This window comes from Mesorhizobium maamorense (assembly GCF_044998965.1).
Taxonomy (GTDB): Bacteria; Pseudomonadota; Alphaproteobacteria; order Rhizobiales; family Rhizobiaceae; genus Mesorhizobium.
Genome location: NZ_CP173356.1, coordinates 1,928,537 through 1,945,748 on the forward strand (window position 1 = coordinate 1,928,537; position 17,212 = coordinate 1,945,748).

Here is a 17,212-nt window from a genome sequence, read left to right on the forward strand (position 1 = left end):
GGAGATTTCTGCTCCCAATGCGAAACGCGCATGTCCGCCGTCTGCCGGCGTTCGAAAACGGCCGGCTCTCCATTTTCGCGGTCTTCGTCCGCCTTGCTGGTCAAACTTCTTGCGAAGCGCCTGTCCAACTCACCGACGAACCCGCGGGTCCCTCAAAACTGATTTTTTCCGATTCCCTCACTCGAGGGAAATTCACATTATCTAGCGTCGAACCTGCCTGCAAACACTAAATATAGTGTTAACAGACAATTTATTCCAGTCCGACAATTCTCCCTTTTATCGCCCACGCCCCCGCAATCCCAACGCTTCCGCCAGCCTCGTAAACAGGCGGAAATGTGGGGAAAAACGCACATAATCCGGGAAAAAGACCGGGCTCAGAACTTTCCGGTCGCGCTCTCAACAGGAGCGCATGGCCTATAAAAGGCGACTCGTTTTGCGCCGTCAAGGATTCGTTTGCGTAGCTTTTGTGACCTCAACATCTTGTGTGTCACACATGTGGATAACGGGGATAGAATGGAGCTGCCGCGGTAGCCCCCGGCCGAGGGGACAAAGACGCGCTTGTCAGGCTTCGCGACGGCTCCGGGGCGTGATCCAGGCACAGACCATCTGGCGCATCCGACGTCGCGGATCAGCCGTAATGCGTCCTGGGCTTCGGCTCGGTTCCGGTGAAGTGCACCCCGATCCGGCCGTTGCGGCGCCAGCGGACTTCGCATCGATAGCCGATGCCGTCGACGGGCACATAGAGAAGGAAATGATCCGGAATCGTTGCTTCGGGCGGAACCTTGAGTTCGGCGCCACCTTCATTTTGATTGCGCAGCGTGCAGCCAACTTCCGAATTCGAGATGCCCGTGATGATCGTGCCGCCCTTGAGCACGCGCTGGCGATGCTCGCGCTTGTGCTCGTCGGATCTCTCTGGATTGGGATTTGCGGGATTTGTCATCGGTAAAACGCCAGGATCGGATCAGATCCTATTACGTCTTCATTAGAAAAGCATTCACGCCGCAGGCGCCCCCGTCCGAGCTGCTTGGTGGCGCGGCCGGTCCCGGTTCAGGCAAACCGACGCGGGTCGGCGCAGAAATAGGCGATGATCTGGCAAAGATCCGGTTCGTTGACCATGCGCACCGCTTCGCTCGAACTGACCCATTTGCGGGTGCGGGAGCGTTTTTCCTTCCAATGGTCGGCGACCTTGTCGACATGCAGCGGGAACACCAATACCTCGCACGGCACTTCCTCGCCGGAGGCCAGGGCCTTGGCGTAGAAGTAGCGGCCGGCCTCGAGATGCGAGATCGTCCCGCGCAGTCCGGCTTCCTCGACAGCCTCGCGCGCCGCGGCTTCGCAAAGCGGCTCCCTGGCTTCAGGCCAGCCCTTCGGAAGCACCCAGCGGCCGGTATCGCGGCTGGTAATCAGCATGATCTCGACGCTGTTTCCGGTTTCGCGCCAGGGCAGGGCGGCTACCTGCAGACGGCACGGCGCGGTGCCGAAGAGTCGCCGGACCCTTTCGGCCAGATGGTTGTGCGTCGTTGGCCTCGTCAGCATCGGAGAAGCTAGCCCCAGCCTCCAGAATCGTTTGCCGTCTCACGAATCTTACGGCCAATTATCGGCAATAAAAGTAAAAACTTTCATCAGGATGGCCGATTTTCGCCAATAGACGCCGATTTCCGCGCGCCAGCCAGCCTCGCGAGACCCTTCGCCTAGTGGATGAGGCTTCCCTGCGGCTCGATTTGCAGCAGGTTGCTTGCCGCGAATCAGCCGGCGTGATCGTCGGCGATCGGCTTCTGGTAGGTGAAGCCCATGTCCCAGGGAAAATAGATCCAGGTATCCTGACTGACCTCGGTGACGAAAGTATCGACCAGCGGCCGCCCCTTCGGTTTGGCGTAGACGGTGGCGAAATGCGCCTTCGGCATCATGGCGCGCACGATGCCAGCCGTCTTGCCGGTGTCGGTCAGGTCGTCGATAATCAGCACGCCCGCGCCGTCGTCGGCAAGCAGGGCCGGCGTGACCTCCTTCAGCACCTGCAGCTGACCCTGGCTGCTGTAGTCATGATAGGAGGCGACGCAGACCGTCTCGATAACGCGTATGCCAAGCTCCCGCGAGATGATCGCCGCCGGCACGAGGCCGCCGCGCGTGATGCAGACGATCGCTTTCCATTGCGCCTTGTTGGTGCCGGCAAGCCGCCAGGCGAGCGCGCGCGCATCGCGGTGGAACTGGTCCCAGGAGACCGGAAAGGCTTTTTCGGGAAGGGACATCTTTCGCGCACTCCGCAGCACGCGCGGTCGCGCGCAGAAAACAGGGGAATGCGCGCGGAAGTAACTGGAAAACCTCGCGCTTGGCAAGAGCGGCCGCAAACGACACTGTGAACTTACCGCGACAGGAAAGCCGCCACCGGCGCGGTGCGCAGCACGGAGCGCGTCACTCCGCCGAACAGGAGCTGGCGCAGCCACGAGTGGCTGTAGGCGCCAAGCACCAGCAAATCGGCGCCGGTCTCCGCGATCCTGGTCTGGATCACCTCGTCGACCGAGGTGCCGCCCGATCTCTGCACCGAGACACTCACGCTGGCGCCATGACGCGACAAGGCGGAAGCGATTTCCGCTCCGGCGGCCTCGGGGCGTTCATCGAGCGTGTCCGGCGGATCGATGACCAGAATGTCGGTTTTGTCGGCCTCGATGATGAAGGGCAGCGCATCGAAGGCGGCGCGTGCGGCCTCCTTGCTGCCGTTCCAGGCAAGCAGCACACGCTTGAAGGTGGTGATCAGCGGACCCAGGTGCGGCACCACAAGCACCGGCCGTCCGGCGTCGTAGACCAGCGTGTCGACGTCGGCGCTCGCATCGCCGCCCGTCTCGCGCTGCGCGGCGATGATCAGGTCGGCGGCACGCACGCTTGAAATGCCAGTCAGGGCGCTGTCGCCGGAAAAACTCTCCAGGCTATGCCATTCGAAGGACAGGCCGGAATTCTCGATATGCCTGAGAAACGCGGCCCGCAGCTTTTCGGCCCGTTCGCGGTTCATGTCGGCCGAAACCTGCAGGAACTCGGTGTCGGGAAAGCCGGTGGCCGATGTGTAGGGCACCGGAAGCGCTTCGGCGTGGATGCCGATCAGATGGCTCTGGAAGCGGCCGGCAAGCGGAATGGCGAAGTCGAGCACGCGCTCCGCGTCCTGCTCGTTCTGCAGAATGGCGACGATGGTCTTGAAGCGCATGGTGATCCCCTCATTTTGTGAGCGATCCGCCCGCGGCAAGGAAACGTCGCGGTGTTGTGCTTGGTTCCGGCCTGGACCGGATCAGCTCGCGCTGCTGGCAAAGCCGGCTACCATCGCCTCGACATCGGCGCGCGCGGCGTCCAGAGCCTGCTGGCTGCGGGCACGGACCACCAGTTCGGTCCAGAACTTGCCGTCGCCGTACTTCGGATAGGAACCGATGATCGTGTCCGGATGCGCTTTCTGGATCTCGCCCAGCGGCCCGCCGACGAGACCTTCGCCGAACGGGCAATGCACCGCCGCCGACAGCATTTTCGTGCCGGCTTTCAGCGTCGGCACGACATTGTCGAGCATGGCCTGGAAGATCGAGGGCACGCCCGCCATCGCGTGGACATTTCCGATGCGGAATCCGGGCGCGACCGACACCGGATTGTCGATATGGTCGGCGCCGCGCGGCATTCGGGCCATGCGCTTGCGGGCCTCGGTGTATTCGATGCCGCGAGCGGCATAGCTTGCTTCCAGCAGGGCATAGGCCTTGGCATCGTATTCGCACGGCACGCCGAAGGCCTTGGCAATCGAATCGGCTGTGATGTCGTCATGGGTCGGGCCGATGCCGCCGGTTGTGAACACATAGGTATAGCGAGCCCGCACCGCATTTACCGCGGCGACGATCTCGTCTTCCTCATCGGGAACGATGCGCACCTCCTTCAGGTCGATGCCGATGGCCGTCATGATGTCAGCCAGATGGCCGATATTCCTGTCCTTGGTGCGGCCGGACAGGATCTCATCGCCGATGACGAGCATGGCGGCGGTAACGATTTCGGACATCGATGGCTCCGGCAAAAACGGGTCGCCTGAAATAGCGCGGCACGCGGCCAGCGGCAATGCCATCCGACCGGTGAACAAACTGTGCCCGTATCGCGGTATTCCCCGAATATTGGCGCCCTAAGTACCCTGGCGTGGCCGGGCGGCCGAGGATCATCTATCTCCGCATTTCAACCTGTCGGTGGCCGCCGGAGGCGATCGTCTTCCTGAACGGGACTGGCACCTCCCCAGATCAGTTTCGCCATGCGGGTCGCTGCCTTCGTCCAGGGCACAGTGGCTCGCGCATTCGGGATTAGGCTTCACCGACGCTTCACAAGGAATTCAAGGAACCATTCGGCTGGTGACTGGTTTGCCCCGTGTCGCACCCAAGGCGACGAATACAAAACGGAGTGATCCAATGTACAAAAAACTTTTCGCGGCATTCGTTCTGACGGCCGGTCTTGCCACATCGGCGATGGCGCAGTCGACGGACGGCAGGTATTACAACCATGACAGTTGGTGGAACAATTGGTCGCTGTTCGGCAATGAGGATTCATCAGCCATCGACCAGAGCACCACCGGGAGCATCAACGCATACGGCTCCGGGTTGAGCACCCAAGGCAATACCGGTGGGATGGGCCCATGTGCTCACAACACCCCGGGTCCGGACGCCAATGCTCAAGGCAACGTCAATGACCAGTACTGCGGCAAATAATCAGCCGTAAGCTCCCTGCTGACCGTAGGACGTTTTTCTCTCCCGACGTCCGCGGTCGGCGCTCCGGGGCGGCCGGCCTTTGGGGCGATCGGGCTTTGGGCTGAAAGATCAGTCGGAAACCTCGGTCTGCGGCCGGTCGCGTCCATCAGCCAGTTCCTCATGCCATTTGCCGTCGGCATCCTCGTACTGGATGCCGTCCGTCGACCCCGCGACCTGCTGCTCGGCTGAAGCGATCTCGGCGGCCCGCAACGCGTCCTGATGCGTGGGAAACGTCTCCGAGAAGGTCGCTCCGACCTTGTAGGCCCAGCCGCCATCATGCTCGACGATCTTGTAAGTCAGCTTCGCCATCAATAACCTCCGGTTTAAAGGTCCGTCCGCTCAATGCAGGCGGTCGTCGGACAGCTTGTCGTCTGGCACCAGCACTTCCGATTCCTTGGCGGCTTCGGTAAGGGCCCGGCGCGCATCCGCTGTCGAACGATAACCTTCCAGCACTTTGAGGCAAGTGTCGAGAGCATCACGATGACGGGGGCCGCGATTGAGCGGCCAAACCGTCATCAGGCACTCCGCCGCCTCCTGGGTACTGCGGATGTGGCGATATTTGCCGACATGGCCGAGTTCGACCACGACCGGTGTTTCAAAAGGCTTGTTGTCCATCATGGCCGCAACGCAAAGCAGTCAATTTGGTTGCAACCGTGTCCTCAGCCTGCGCCCAAACGTCCCAGACCTCCTTGGAAGCTCTATTGCGGCGGTCGTCCGACGACGCGTTCCGCGCTGCTCGGAAGGGCGCTCAGCCCGCCGCCTTCATCCAGTGCTGCATCGTCGTCACCGAGCGCGCGAGCTGCGGCGCGGGATGGATCGTCTCGCTGAACGTGGCGGCCGCTCGCCACCCCCAGCGCGGGTCGGCGAGGAAGGCGCGCGCCAGCGCAACCATGTCGGCGCGGCCTTCGGCGATGATCGCCTCTGCCTGCTTGGGATCGTCGATCAGACCGACCGCGCGGGTAGGGATGCCGGCGCCCCTGCGCACGGCTTCCGCCAGATGCACCTGGTAGCCGGGCCCGGAGGGCAGTTTCTGCAAGGGTGAATTGCCGCCGCTCGAGCAACAGAGATAAGCGACGCCTTCGGCCTTCAGCGCTTTCGCCACTTCGATCGCATCCTCGACGTCGAAACCGCCATCGACCCAATCCTTGACCGACAGCCGGGCGCCCAGCATCAGTTTTGGCGCTGCCTTTTTCACCGCCTTGGCGATCTCGACGACAAGACGCATGCGGTTTTCCAGCGAGCCGCCCCAGCGGTCCGTGCGTTGGTTGGAGAGCGGCGACAGGAACTGGAAGATCAGGTAGCCGTGCGCCGCGTGCAGCTCGATGAAGTCGAAGCCCGCGCGTTCGGCCCGCCTCGCCGCCTCGGCGAACCGCTCGATGAGCTGGAGGATCTCCTCTTCCTCCAGCGCTCGCGGCACGTTCCAGCCGGTATCGTAGGCGATTGCCGAGGCCGAGACGGTCTGCCAGGGATCCTCGTTCGGCTGCAGCGGTCCGCCCCCCTCCCAGGGCTTGCGGTTCGAGGCCTTGCGGCCGGCATGGGCAAGCTGAGTGCCGAATTTGGTGCCGGGTGCGGCCACGCGCCTTGCTGCGTCCAGGGCGCGGCGCGCAGCGGCTTCATTGTCTTCGGAATAGAGGCCGAGGCAGCCATGGCTGATGCGGCCACGCCGCTCGACATCGGTCATCTCGACCGTGACCATGCCGGCGCCGGACATTGCCAGGTTCATCCAGTGGTGGAGATGCCAGTCGCTCGCCGAGCCGTCCTCGGCCGAATACTGGCACATCGGCGCAACGGCGATGCGGTTGGGAAAGCTCAAGCCATCGAGCGTGATCGGCTGGAAAAGCGATGTGGTCATGAACGAAACTCCGGGAATAGGATGCGCTATTTAGGCGATCGATCGCCGCCATGCCACACACGAGAGAGTGAAATGCTTACTGGACCAACCGCTGCCCCGATTGCGTGAACGCCGGTTCGCGGCTACGCCTCCCGGGCAACGTGGAGGCAGCCGATGGAAGATCGTATCCGCATCCGTTCTGAAGAAATCCTATCCGACGACTGGGCGATTCTGAAGAAGACCGTCCTCGACTACCGTCGCCGCGACGGACAATGGGAGACACAAATTCGCCAGACTTACGATCGCGGCGATGGCGCGGTGATCCTGCCCTATGATCCCCAGCGTTCAACCGTGCTCCTGGTGCGCCAGTTCCGCTATCCCGCCTATGTCACCGGCCACCGCGAACCGCTGGTCGAGGCCTGCGCGGGACTGCTCGACGAAAACGATCCGGAGACCTGCATCCGCAAGGAGGCGGAGGAAGAGCTCGGCTATCGACTGAACCATGTGGAGCGGCTGTTTTCGCCCTATATGAGCCCGGGCAGCGTCACCGAGCGGCTCTGGTTCTTCACCGCCCTCTATTCGCCCGCCGACCGCATTTCGGCCGGTGGCGGCGCAGCGGACGAAGGCGAGGACATCGAGGTGCTGGAAATGCCGCTCGACGAGGCTCTGGCCGGCATTGCCGATGGCCGCATCATCGACGCCAAGACCATCATCCTGATCCAGCATCTGAAGCTCCATCCGATCGCTGTTTGACCGATACCGGTCGCCCCTGCGGGACGAAGAATCGGTGCGGGGCGAATGAAAACGAACGTGTTTTGCACAACGCTTTTTTGGGACTGCATGGCCCCGATTGACGAGATCGCCTAGGTAGTTGAAACGAAAGGCGCGCGGACGTGGCGGAATTGGTAGACGCAAGGGACTTAAAATCCCTCGATCTCTGATCGTACGGGTTCGATTCCCGTCGTCCGCACCACCTTAACTCTACTTCAGCGTTCGGCAGAGCCTAGCCGCCATCGGCGGGTACCGCCTGGCGTTTAGCGGCGCCCGGCGAGCCGTCCGGCATTGGGTTTCTCGGCCGGACATTGCCACGATCCGCCGACCTGAAACGGCGGATCGCGGCGTTCAAGCGCTCACTGGATAATCTTTACGATCTTGCGTGTGCCGGGATCCACGACGACGGTGTGATTGTCCACGACGACATAGCGATATTTGACGTTGGGAATTTCATGAAGCTCGACTGTATCGGGCAGGGCGGTCCCGACATTGAGCTCAACGCCGGGAATCTTGACTGAGGCCAGAGGCTGTTTCTTTACGTATTCCTGTATGACGGTTTCGTCCTGCGGCTGAATGACCACGTCCTGTGCGGCGGCGGCGCCGATGCCGGCAAGCAGCAGAACTCCCGCTGCGATGGTTGTAAGATCGGTTCTCATTGTTACTTCCTTTCTCTCTCGTTGAGTTGGCGCGAAGCGCGGTAGCGCCCGAAGGATTGCCAGGGATTGGCAAGGGCTCCCAATGCTGGCCATCGATCAGGGGAACCATCGTTCGATGGCCTGTCAGGCAATCGCTTTTAGACGCGTGGGTTCCGAACAACCGTGGGTTTGGGCCTTTTGCGCGCTACCATCTGACTTTGGTCGCATGTTCAATAGGACCGAAGCCCCAGCAGTGGAACTGCCGGTAGGAAGCGTGCGTTGCGTTTGCTAATGATCTTCCAGAGGAGGCCGATCATGGCAGCTCGCCCCACTCTGGTAAATGGTGGCGGCGGCGGCGGTGCCGTGGGAATTCTTCTAGAAACTATTGCAATTGTTGTCCTGATAATCTTTGCGGGCGCGATAAATGTTGGGAGCGGCGGAAAGAACATTTGGCGTCAAGATTGACGCTCCCAAAGTCGAAGTGCCGTCCGCACCGGCGAATCCGGCAGCTCCGTCGAACGGGTGGCTGATGTCAATCCGACGCTTCGTGAGGCAAAGCATGACCCCTGGTTCCATCAAAACTGATGGTCGCGACCGTGTCACAATCCCCGACAACGACAATCACATGGCTGGCGTCGACACCAAGCCGCTCTTGAAAAGCATCCAGAGCGACGATTTTGCTGACGCGCTTTGCGCGAGAGCTGAGCGCTTCGCGACCAAGGTGGTCGTGGCAATGGCGATTTGTTTGACATCAACACTGGTCGCCGGCGTTTATTTTTTACTGGCGCCCTTTTGAGGAACCAGAAGCACAAGCTGGAGAGCACGACCGGCCTCTCATACCCCGGCTCGATTTAGCACTCATTTTCAATAGGGAAGCCCCGCCTGGCTTCCTCAGCTTCCACTTCCCTTGTTGTCGGCCGGCCGCTCGCGGCACGGCCCGGCAGGGTTGTCGATCAGCCGGGCCGGATTGCACAACATTAGTCGTTGCTGTCGTAGATCACCACTGGGTGATGCCGGTGGTGACGGCGTTCAGTTGAGCCCGTTATGACGACGGTGTCGCGGCGATGATGCCGGCGACCTTGGTCATAGAAGGCCACCGTGCCATGGCGCCGATGATGGAGGCGCTGGCCCTGATCGTTGATCACTGCCACGTGGCGGTGATGATGGCGATGGGTTTTGATGACGACGTCCGCTTCTGCCGCCGAAGCGACAACCGGCATTGCAACGAAAACGAGCGCCATGGCACTTGTCAGAAAAATCGCTTTCATAAGTGTTTCTCCATTCCAGATCCCTCGGGGTAGTTTCACGACAGCTCAAGCCGCACGAGATCTCGATTTGAGCTTTCTGCCTGCGAACTGAGCAGGGGGTTGAGGGTGCAAATGATTGTAACCCTGCTCTCGTGGGCACATGAAGGACCATTGCTGCACCCGTTCAACAAATGGAAGGAATGCGAGTACGTTCCTTGCAGGAGAGCTGATCGGACCTCTGCTGTAGGTATTCGGACCAAGGTCTTGCTGATGTTCTTGGACCTTCGTCCGCACTTGCGGTTCGATGGCTCTTTTCTCGATGCAATTCTTTGAGTGTTCACTGCGCGATCGGGCGCGGGTACTGCGATGGCGGACGCGCGCCTGCGTGCGAGGGCAGGATCATAAACGGCACGCGGCATCAAGTGCTGCGCCGGTGACGTTCAGACAAGCGGGCATGGTGATACTGGTGCGATCACGCAATTCCGCGCGCCGCAGGCAATGATACGGTGTCTGCGCGGCGGATCTGATCCGTCGAGGCCGGCGTCTACCAGGCCCAACCCATCCCCCCGCCCACTGGGGGACGCCGGCCCCTCAGTCCTTGGAATTGCCGTAGAATTGCCGTCGCGGACCATGCGAGATCGAGCATGATTCTGCCCGGTGACCGGGCGCGGCGATGGGGCTCAGAACTTGTAGCTCAGATTGATGCCGACCGTATTCAGCTTCACATTCTGGTCGCGATCGAGAAAATCGTCCGGCGCATCAAAATGCTCCTTGCTGAAATCATAGTAGCGATACTGCGCCCCGACGACGAACCTGTCGGTCAGCGCATAGTCGACGCCGGCCCCAACCGTCCAGCCTATGCTGGTTCGCGTGTTGTCGAACGAGGTACCGGCATCTTGGGAGGTTTCGATGCCGGCAAAGGCGACGCCGCCGATGCCGTAGATCAGGAACCGATCCATCGCATAGCCGGCCTTGGCATTGATGGAACCGAACCACTTGACATCCGTGCCGAGCAGATTTCCCGCACCCAGTTCTTCGGCGCCCTTTGCCGAGGAATAGTTAAGCTCTGCTTCGGCGCCGAGCACAGCCTGGTCGAATTGCCACAGACCGGCGACATGGCCACCGACGAAACCGCCGTCGAGGTCTGGCGAGGCGGCAAACGGCTCGCCCTCGGTTCCCGAAATGTCGGAACTGCCCCAGCCATAACCGCCTTGCAGGCCGGCATAGTAGCCGGTCCAGTCGAAACCGGGGGCGGTCATCGGCACATCGGCCACAGGTTCGGCTGCGAAAGCCGGTGCGGCCAGAGCGGCAAGAAAACCGACACTTGCAAGCATTAGGCGACGCATCGAACTCCCCGAACGAAGAGCTGGAAGATCCTGGCAGGCACGGTAACCCGATTTGCGGCAAAACGGAATCGCATTTCTGTGCGGCTGATTTACGCCCCCCGTCGGTCTTGGAACGATCGGGAGAAAGTGTGAGGCTGGTCAAAACCGTGGCGGCTTGGCACAGTCGGGCAAACAGGAGTCGCTTCATGGCGAACACGCCTTCGGGCAATAAGCCCAGACCTTGGACTGAAATGGCGACACATCTGGTCGATGTCGCCATGGGCAGGAAACCCGCGGATCTCGTCATCCGCAACGGGCGCTGGGTCAATGTCCACTCCGGCGAGATCGTAGCCGGCACCGACATCGCCATTGCCGGCGGCCGCTTCGCCTATTGCGGCCCGAATGCCGGCCATGCCATCGGGCAGGGCACCAAGGTGGTCGATGCCAGCGGGCGCTATCTGGTGCCCGGTCTTTGCGACGCGCACATGCATGTCGAGAGCGGCATGGTGACGGTGACCGAATTCTGCCGCGCGGTGATCCCGCACGGCACGACTTCGATGTTTATCGATCCGCACGAGATCGCCAATGTGCTCGGCCTGCCCGGCGTGCGGCTGATGCATGACGAGGCCGTCGCCATGCCGATCAACGTGCATGTCCAGATGCCGTCCTGCGTGCCCTCGGCCCCCGGGCTCGAACATGCCGGCGCCGAACTGACGGTCGCCGACGTCGCCGAGGCGATGGGCTGGGAAAATATCATCGGGCTGGGCGAGGTGATGAATTTCCCTGGCGTCGCCGCCAACGATCCTGTGATGTCGGGCGAGATCGCCGCGACCGTGAAAGCCGGCAAGACCGTCGGCGGGCACTATGCCTCGCGCGATCTCGGCCTGCCGTTCCATGGCTATGTCGCCGGCGGCCCGGAGGACGACCATGAGGGCACGCGCGCCGAAGATGCCATCGCCCGCGTGCGCCAGGGTATGAAGGCGATGCTTCGGCTAGGCTCGGCCTGGTACGACGTCGCCTCGCAGATCAAGGCGGTTACCGAGGGCGGCATCGATCCGCGCAATTTCATCCTGTGCACCGACGACAGCCATTCCGGCACCTTGGTTCACCAGGGGCATATGGACCGCGTGGTCCGCCACGCCATCAGCCAGGGCTTGAAACCGGTGACAGCGATCCAGATGGCGACGCTCAACACCGCTCAGCATTTCCGGCTGGAGCGCGAGATCGGATCGATCGCGCCGGGGCGGCTGGCTGACCTTTTGATCGTCTCGGATCTCGCCGAAATGACCATCGACGAGGTCTATGCGCGTGGCGTCAGGCTGGCCAGGGCCGGCAAGCTCGACATCGACATTCCGGTCTACGACTATCCCAAGGCGGCGAAGAACACCGTCAAGCTCGGCAAGAAGCTGAAGGCCAACGATTTCGATATCACGGCACCCAAGGGCGCGAACGAGGTTCGGGTTCGGGTCATCGGGGTCATTGAAAATCAGGCACCGACGCGGGCGCTGGAAGCGGATCTCGCCGTCGAGGACGGGCTGGTCGCCATGGATCGCCGCAACGACGTCTGCCAGATCGCGCTGGTCGAGCGCCACAGGGGTACCGGCGGCGTCACCAATGCCTTTGTCTCCGGCTTCGGCTACATCGGCGATTGCGCGATGGCGTCGAGCGTGGCGCATGATGCCCACCACATCATCGTCGTCGGCACCAACAAGCGGGATATGGCGCTTGCGGTCAACCGACTGGGCGAGGTCGGTGGCGGCGTCGTGCTGTTTTCCAAGGGTAAGGAACTTGCACTGGTCGAAATGCCGATCGCCGGGCTGATGTCGGACGAGCGGGCCGAAATCGTAGCGGCCAAGGCCGACAAACTGACCGAGGCCATGCGCCAGATGGGCTGCTCGCTGAACAACGCCTACATGCAGCACTCGCTGCTGGCTCTGGTCGTCATTCCGGAGCTCAGGATTTCCGATGTCGGCCTGATCGACGTGACGACCTTCCAGAAGGTCGACCTCTTCGTGTAAGAGCAGTTGCGGTCGCTTCGCTCATCCGCCGGTGGCGATCGTCAGCACCTTGAACGGCGTAGTGATGACGATCTCGGCAACCGAGCCGACGGCCTTGCCGAGGCCTTGGCCGAGATTGTTGAGCTGCACTGGAGGTTCGTCCGACGCCAGGCCGGCCGGGGCCCGCAGCCGGTCGCCGAGCAACTGAACCAGGATCGGATTGTCGGCGAATTTGGCGTGGTTCAGCCGGTCGCCACCCTTGGTCTGGCTGAGATCGACCACAGACACGCCATAGCTGGCCAGATCGGCCGCGTCGCCATAGTCGCCGACGCGGGGCTTGTCGCCCGAAATCAGGGAAGACAATTTGAGCGCCCGGTCGTCCGCGGAAAGCAGGATGGCGAACGGTTTGTCCGGCTTGCCGTAGCGGATCATCTGTTTCTTGAACACGTCGACGTCGATGTCGGGCGAGGCCAGGATGACGTAACCAAGCTTGCCGTCGAGATCGCGGTCGCCGGTGATGGCAAGCTGGCGCAGCGCCTCCATGGTCACCCATGTTCCCATCGAATGGGCAACGATGTCGATGCTCTTGGCCCGCGTCTTGGCCAGCATCCTGAGCGTTGCCTCGAGGTCGTCACGCGCCGCGTTGGCGCTCTCCTTGTCATAGATGTAGCCCGTCGTCTTGCCGCTCGAAGCCCAGGAGAACAGCACCGGCGTGCCCGGATATTTCGTGTCGTGCGCGATCTGCGTCAGCCGGTAGATGCCGTCGTCGAAACCATTGTTGAACCCGTGCACGAAAACCAACGCACGGTCGCCGCGCATGGCGATGTCGGCACCGACCGCCTTGGCGAATTGCGGCGCATCCGCATAGAATGCGACATCCCTGGCGGTGAAATCCTTGGCTGGATTGCTGTTGGCAGACCCTCGGACACGCTCGATCATGCCGACCTTGTGGCTTTTCGGCACGGTGACGTCGACCCGGGCGAAGCTGGTGGTCAAGGAGCGATCGCCGTCGAACACCTGCCGCGGGTCCTTCGTCGCCTTCTGGCGGGTGGTGGCGACGAATATCTCGTGGGTGGCCGCGATGTCGGACGCGGGTACCGCAATTGTCGTCCTGTTCAGCAGATCGTGCGTGTTTCGGCCGGCGCAGCCTGCGACCAGCAGCGCGAACGCAATGACGACGAAACTCTTCGAATGCACCGTCACACGCCGGCTCCCGCAAAGGAGGACGTCAAACGCGTGACGTCGCTGGATGTTTCGATAAGGCCAGAGGCGGGCGCGGTCCAGTTCAAAGTTGATCGACACCGTCGCAAGGCCGAGCGGGCCACGCGAACCCGCGGCGATGCATCTATTGCCCGAGCAGGCTGATGCGGTCGGTCACGTCGCGGTCGCTGGCAAATCCATCGTCTTCGCGCAGCCGCTGGCCGATCATCTTCACCAGCGCGGGATTGTCGGCGAATTTCGTATGGTTGAAACTGTCCCCTCCCTTGATCTTGGAGAGGTCGACGACCGTTACGCCGTAGGACGCAAGGTCGGCGGCGTCCTTGTAGTCGCCGACGCGCGGCCGCGCGCCGGCAATCAGGCCGGAGAGCCGGAGCGCGCGGTCATCATCGGACAACAACAGGATGAACGGCTTGTTGGGTTTGCCATAGCGGCGCATCTGGCTCTTGAACACGTCGACATCGATGTCGGGCGATGCGAGCACGACGTCGCCGAGCTTGCCGCCGAGATCACGGTCGCCGGTGATGGCGAGCTGGCGCAGCGTCTCCATGGTCACCCAGGTTCCCATCGAATGGGCGACGATATCGATGCGCCGCGCGCCGGTCTGCGCAAGCATACGCAACGTCACCTCGAGCTGGTCGCGCGCAGCGCTGGCGCTTTCCTTGTCGTAGACATAGTCGGTGGTCTTGGCGCCGGATGCCCAGGAAAACAGCACGGGTGTGCCGGGATAGCCAGAATCGTGGACGATCTGGGTCAGGCGGTAAACGGCGTCGTCAAAGCCGGTGTTGTAGCCATGGACGAAGACCATGACGCGGTCGCCGCGCGCCGCGATGTCAGAACTTAGCGCATTGGCGAATTTCGGCTGGGTGTCGTAGCCGACCACCTCGGAGGCCATGAAATACTTGGCCGGATCGTTCGACTTGCCGCGCGAGCGGCGTTCGATCTGCCCGGTCTGGTGGATGCCGGGCACGGTGACGTTGACGCGGGCGTAGTTCAGCGTGGCCGATCGCTCGCCGTCGAAGACCTTGTTCGGATCGTCGGATTTCTTGCGCGTGGTGGCGATGAAGATGCTGTGATTGCCGGCGATCTCGGTCACCGGCGCTGCCACGATGGCACTGCCGAGTAGTTCCTGGGTCTGCTGTCCCGCGCAGCCCGCGACAAGCAAGGCTAGGCCAATGGCAAAAATCGTTTTCAACGGCACGTCTGAAATTCCACTCCGGCCCGAAAAGGCCAATCGCCTCCGCAAGTCTCCCCCGACAGCGCAAGTGCGGCGGAAGTAAGTCGTGCCCAGCCGAAAAGCGATCGGCGTACGGCGACCGCCGCCACAGTGTTGCACGAAAGCCAGACTGGCATCAGGGCGGGCCCTTTCGAGGCTTGGCACCCACATGAATTTCAAGAATCACATGAATATTCGCCTCCAACTAACGGCAAACATGTGACTAAATGCCGACCGCTTGGGAACATGAGTGACCGGGCAATGGTTTCACGGGGTCGCCTGTGCAATAGACGGAATCGGGTTGCTCGGCGGCAAGGCTCGCGACAAACGGTCGTTCCGCGGCCAATCGATGATAGACGTTCCCAAACGACATGCGTTCAAGGTGGCTTTCCGATGACCAGCTTCTCTTCCCGTGTTGCCACCGCTGCTTCCGCGATCCGCCGGATCTTTCCGGAAACGCCGCTGCAGGAGAACGACTATCTGTCGAAGAAGACCGGCGCGCGGGTGCTTTTGAAGCGCGAGGACCTGAGCCCGGTGCGCTCCTATAAGATCCGCGGCGCCTTCAACTTCTTCCGCAAGGCACTTGGCGAAGGCAACCAGGCCGAACTGTTCGTCTGCGCTTCCGCCGGCAACCATGCGCAGGGTTTCGCCTTCGTCTGCCGCCATTTCGGTAAAAAGGGCGTTGTATTCATGCCGGTGACGACGCCGCAGCAGAAGATCGACAAGACGCGGCTGTTCGGCGGCGACTTCGTCGAGATCAGGCTCGTCGGCGATTTCTTCGACGATTGCTATCGCGCCGCCATCGAATTCACCGAAAGCGCCGGCGCTCATATGGTGCCGCCCTTCGACCACAAGGACATCATCGAGGGACAGGCGACGGTCGCCTATGAGATCGCCCACCAGATGCCCGGCGCGGGCATGCCCGACATCGTCGTGCTGCCGGTCGGCGGCGGAGGTCTGGCCGCAGGGGTGACGCACTACTTCGCCGATCAGGGGCGTGAGGCGCGCTTCGTCTTTTGCGAACCGGCAGGGGCGCCAAGCCTGCGCGAGAGCCTTGCAGCGGGAAAACGGCTCAAACTCGCCAAGGTCGATAATTTCGTCGACGGCGCGGCGGTCGCCGAGATCGGCCGTGAGCCCCTGCGTCACCTCAAGGACTTCGCCGCCGACACGGTGCGGTTGATCCCGGAAAACCGGCTCTGCGCGACCATGATCGAGATGCTCAATGTCGAGGGCGTGGTGCTGGAGCCGGCCGGCGCGCTGGCTATCGATGCGCTGAAGGATTTTTCCAGGAAGGAAATCCGCGGCAAGACCATCGTGGCGGTGGTTTCGGGCGGCAATTTCGATTTCGAACGGCTGCCGGACGTCAAGGAACGGGCACTGCGCTTCGAGGGCCTGAAGAAATACTTCATCATCCGCTTTCCGCAGCGGCCGGGCGCGCTGCGCGACTTCCTTGAAATGCTGGGGCCGGACGACGACATCGCCCGGTTCGAATATCTGAAGAAGTCGGCACGCAATTTCGGCTCGGTTCTGATCGGCATCGAAACCAAGGATCGCCGCAATTTCGACCTGCTGAAAGCGAATTTCGAGGCCGAAGGCGTCCAGTATCAGGATATCACCGACAACGAGACATTGGCCGGGTTCATCATATGAGCGGAAACGTCTTCATCGCCCTGTTTTCAGGCATCAATGTCGGCGGCAACCGCATCGTCAGGATGGCCGAGTTGCGGGCGTTCTTGGAGGATCTCGGGTTTTGCGATGTCGCTACCTACGTGCAGAGCGGCAATGCGGTGTTCCGGGCCAAGGAAGGTGACGCCGCCACGCTGACCAAACAGATCGAAGCGGCTTTCGAGGAGAAATGGGGTTTTCATTCGCGCATCATGGTGCGCGATCTCGGCTGGGTCGAACGGCTGGTCAGGGAAAATCCCTATCCGGAGATTGCCGAGGAGCCAACCAAGCTGCACGCGTATGCGCTGGAGCGCGCGCCTACCGCCGAGGAGGCGGCGCGGCTGGCCGAAAAATGTACGGGTCCGGAGCGGTTCGAGATCAAGGGCGACGTGCTTTACCTGCATGCACCCGGCGGACTGGGCAAATCGGTGTTTGCCAATCTGATCCCACGCGTACTGAAGGTACCTGGCACTGCGCGCAACTGGCGCTCGGTGCTGGCGCTGCTGGAGATGGCTGGCAAGCCCGGCGGCGGCTGATTGATGCCTGCCGTAATGCG

19 protein-coding genes and 1 tRNA gene are annotated in these 17,212 nt (G+C 61.9%); 7 read left to right on the top strand and 13 right to left on the bottom strand.

The genetic code is table 11. The annotated features are described in order from the left end of the window. Positions 1-628: 628 nt before the first annotated feature. The 5 genes from ACIU1A_RS09925 to ACIU1A_RS09945 form a co-directional block, all read right to left on the bottom strand. Entirely contained in the window at positions 629-940 is a 312-nt protein-coding gene (locus tag ACIU1A_RS09925) for a PilZ domain-containing protein (RefSeq protein ID WP_140493741.1), read from the bottom strand. 107 nt (positions 941-1,047) lie between these two features. Next, positions 1,048-1,536, bottom strand: coding sequence for an NUDIX hydrolase (locus tag ACIU1A_RS09930; RefSeq protein WP_140493739.1), 489 nt, complete (start codon positions 1,534-1,536; stop codon positions 1,048-1,050). A gap of 209 nt (positions 1,537-1,745) precedes the next feature. Further along, positions 1,746-2,246, bottom strand: a complete 501-nt coding sequence (gpt, locus tag ACIU1A_RS09935) for a xanthine phosphoribosyltransferase (RefSeq protein WP_140493737.1) — start codon at positions 2,244-2,246, stop codon at positions 1,746-1,748. Between the two features lie 113 nt (positions 2,247-2,359). After that, entirely contained in the window at positions 2,360-3,193 is an 834-nt protein-coding gene (locus tag ACIU1A_RS09940; RefSeq protein WP_140493736.1) for a universal stress protein, read from the bottom strand. Between the two features lie 81 nt (positions 3,194-3,274). After that, a complete protein-coding gene (locus ACIU1A_RS09945) occupies positions 3,275-4,018 on the bottom strand; it encodes a competence/damage-inducible protein A (RefSeq protein ID WP_404927218.1) in 744 nt (247 codons plus the stop codon). 394 nt (positions 4,019-4,412) lie between these two features. Here ACIU1A_RS09945 and ACIU1A_RS09950 point away from each other — a divergent pair, with 394 nt between their 5' ends. Then, positions 4,413-4,709, top strand: a complete 297-nt coding sequence (locus ACIU1A_RS09950; RefSeq protein ID WP_140494988.1) for a hypothetical protein — start codon at positions 4,413-4,415, stop codon at positions 4,707-4,709. A 108-nt stretch (positions 4,710-4,817) separates the two neighbouring features. On the opposite strand, the gene ACIU1A_RS09955 is transcribed toward ACIU1A_RS09950, so the two are convergent. The 3 genes from ACIU1A_RS09955 to ACIU1A_RS09965 all read right to left on the bottom strand — a co-directional run bounded on the left by ACIU1A_RS09955 (position 4,818) and on the right by ACIU1A_RS09965 (position 6,600). Further along, a complete protein-coding gene (locus tag ACIU1A_RS09955) occupies positions 4,818-5,057 on the bottom strand; it encodes a DUF2188 domain-containing protein (RefSeq protein WP_140493732.1) in 240 nt (79 codons plus the stop codon). A 30-nt stretch (positions 5,058-5,087) separates the two neighbouring features. Continuing rightward, entirely contained in the window at positions 5,088-5,366 is a 279-nt protein-coding gene (locus tag ACIU1A_RS09960; RefSeq protein WP_404927219.1) for a DUF982 domain-containing protein, read from the bottom strand. 130 nt (positions 5,367-5,496) lie between these two features. After that, positions 5,497-6,600 (bottom strand): NADH:flavin oxidoreductase/NADH oxidase, encoded by a 1,104-nt coding sequence (locus tag ACIU1A_RS09965; protein ID WP_140584161.1) that lies wholly within the window; start codon positions 6,598-6,600, stop codon positions 5,497-5,499. A gap of 153 nt (positions 6,601-6,753) precedes the next feature. Between ACIU1A_RS09965 and ACIU1A_RS09970 the strand changes: the two genes are divergently transcribed. Beyond that, a complete protein-coding gene (locus ACIU1A_RS09970; protein ID WP_140522089.1) occupies positions 6,754-7,332 on the top strand; it encodes an NUDIX domain-containing protein in 579 nt (192 codons plus the stop codon). A 134-nt stretch (positions 7,333-7,466) separates the two neighbouring features. After that, a tRNA-Leu gene (locus tag ACIU1A_RS09975) sits at positions 7,467-7,552 on the top strand. A 157-nt stretch (positions 7,553-7,709) separates the two neighbouring features. Here ACIU1A_RS09975 and ACIU1A_RS09980 read toward each other — a convergent pair. Continuing rightward, the gene (locus ACIU1A_RS09980) at positions 7,710-8,009 is read right to left on the bottom strand and encodes a DUF1236 domain-containing protein (RefSeq protein WP_404927220.1); all 300 of its coding nucleotides are present in this window, start codon (positions 8,007-8,009) and stop codon (positions 7,710-7,712) included. 403 nt (positions 8,010-8,412) lie between these two features. Between ACIU1A_RS09980 and ACIU1A_RS09985 the strand changes: the two genes are divergently transcribed. After that, positions 8,413-8,784: a hypothetical protein gene (locus ACIU1A_RS09985; RefSeq protein ID WP_404927221.1), complete on the top strand. Its 372-nt coding sequence runs from the start codon at positions 8,413-8,415 to the stop codon at positions 8,782-8,784. Between the two features lie 181 nt (positions 8,785-8,965). On the opposite strand, the gene ACIU1A_RS09990 is transcribed toward ACIU1A_RS09985, so the two are convergent. Next, positions 8,966-9,256 carry a hypothetical protein gene (locus tag ACIU1A_RS09990; RefSeq protein WP_140671726.1) on the bottom strand — a complete coding sequence of 97 codons (291 nt, stop codon included), beginning with the start codon at positions 9,254-9,256 and terminating at the stop codon, positions 8,966-8,968. Between the two features lie 659 nt (positions 9,257-9,915). Further along, on the bottom strand, positions 9,916-10,581 hold the full coding sequence (locus ACIU1A_RS09995; RefSeq protein WP_140493722.1) for an outer membrane protein: 666 nt from the start codon (positions 10,579-10,581) through the stop codon (positions 9,916-9,918). A 185-nt stretch (positions 10,582-10,766) separates the two neighbouring features. Here ACIU1A_RS09995 and ade point away from each other — a divergent pair, with 185 nt between their 5' ends. Then, on the top strand, positions 10,767-12,578 hold the full coding sequence (ade, locus tag ACIU1A_RS10000) for an adenine deaminase (RefSeq protein WP_404927222.1): 1,812 nt from the start codon (positions 10,767-10,769) through the stop codon (positions 12,576-12,578). Between the two features lie 21 nt (positions 12,579-12,599). On the opposite strand, the gene ACIU1A_RS10005 is transcribed toward ade, so the two are convergent. Both ACIU1A_RS10005 and ACIU1A_RS10010 read right to left on the bottom strand, forming a co-directional pair. After that, entirely contained in the window at positions 12,600-13,760 is a 1,161-nt protein-coding gene (locus ACIU1A_RS10005; RefSeq protein ID WP_404927223.1) for an alpha/beta hydrolase, read from the bottom strand. 142 nt (positions 13,761-13,902) lie between these two features. Continuing rightward, entirely contained in the window at positions 13,903-14,976 is a 1,074-nt protein-coding gene (locus ACIU1A_RS10010) for an alpha/beta hydrolase (RefSeq protein ID WP_404927224.1), read from the bottom strand. Positions 14,977-15,384: 408 nt separating this feature from the next. Here ACIU1A_RS10010 and ilvA point away from each other — a divergent pair, with 408 nt between their 5' ends. After that, a complete protein-coding gene (ilvA, locus tag ACIU1A_RS10015; protein ID WP_404927225.1) occupies positions 15,385-16,641 on the top strand; it encodes a threonine ammonia-lyase IlvA in 1,257 nt (418 codons plus the stop codon). Further along, positions 16,638-17,192: a DUF1697 domain-containing protein gene (locus ACIU1A_RS10020; RefSeq protein WP_140517654.1), complete on the top strand. Its 555-nt coding sequence runs from the start codon at positions 16,638-16,640 to the stop codon at positions 17,190-17,192. The genes ilvA and ACIU1A_RS10020 overlap by 4 nt, the downstream gene beginning before the upstream one ends. The last annotated feature ends 20 nt before the right edge of the window (positions 17,193-17,212 follow it).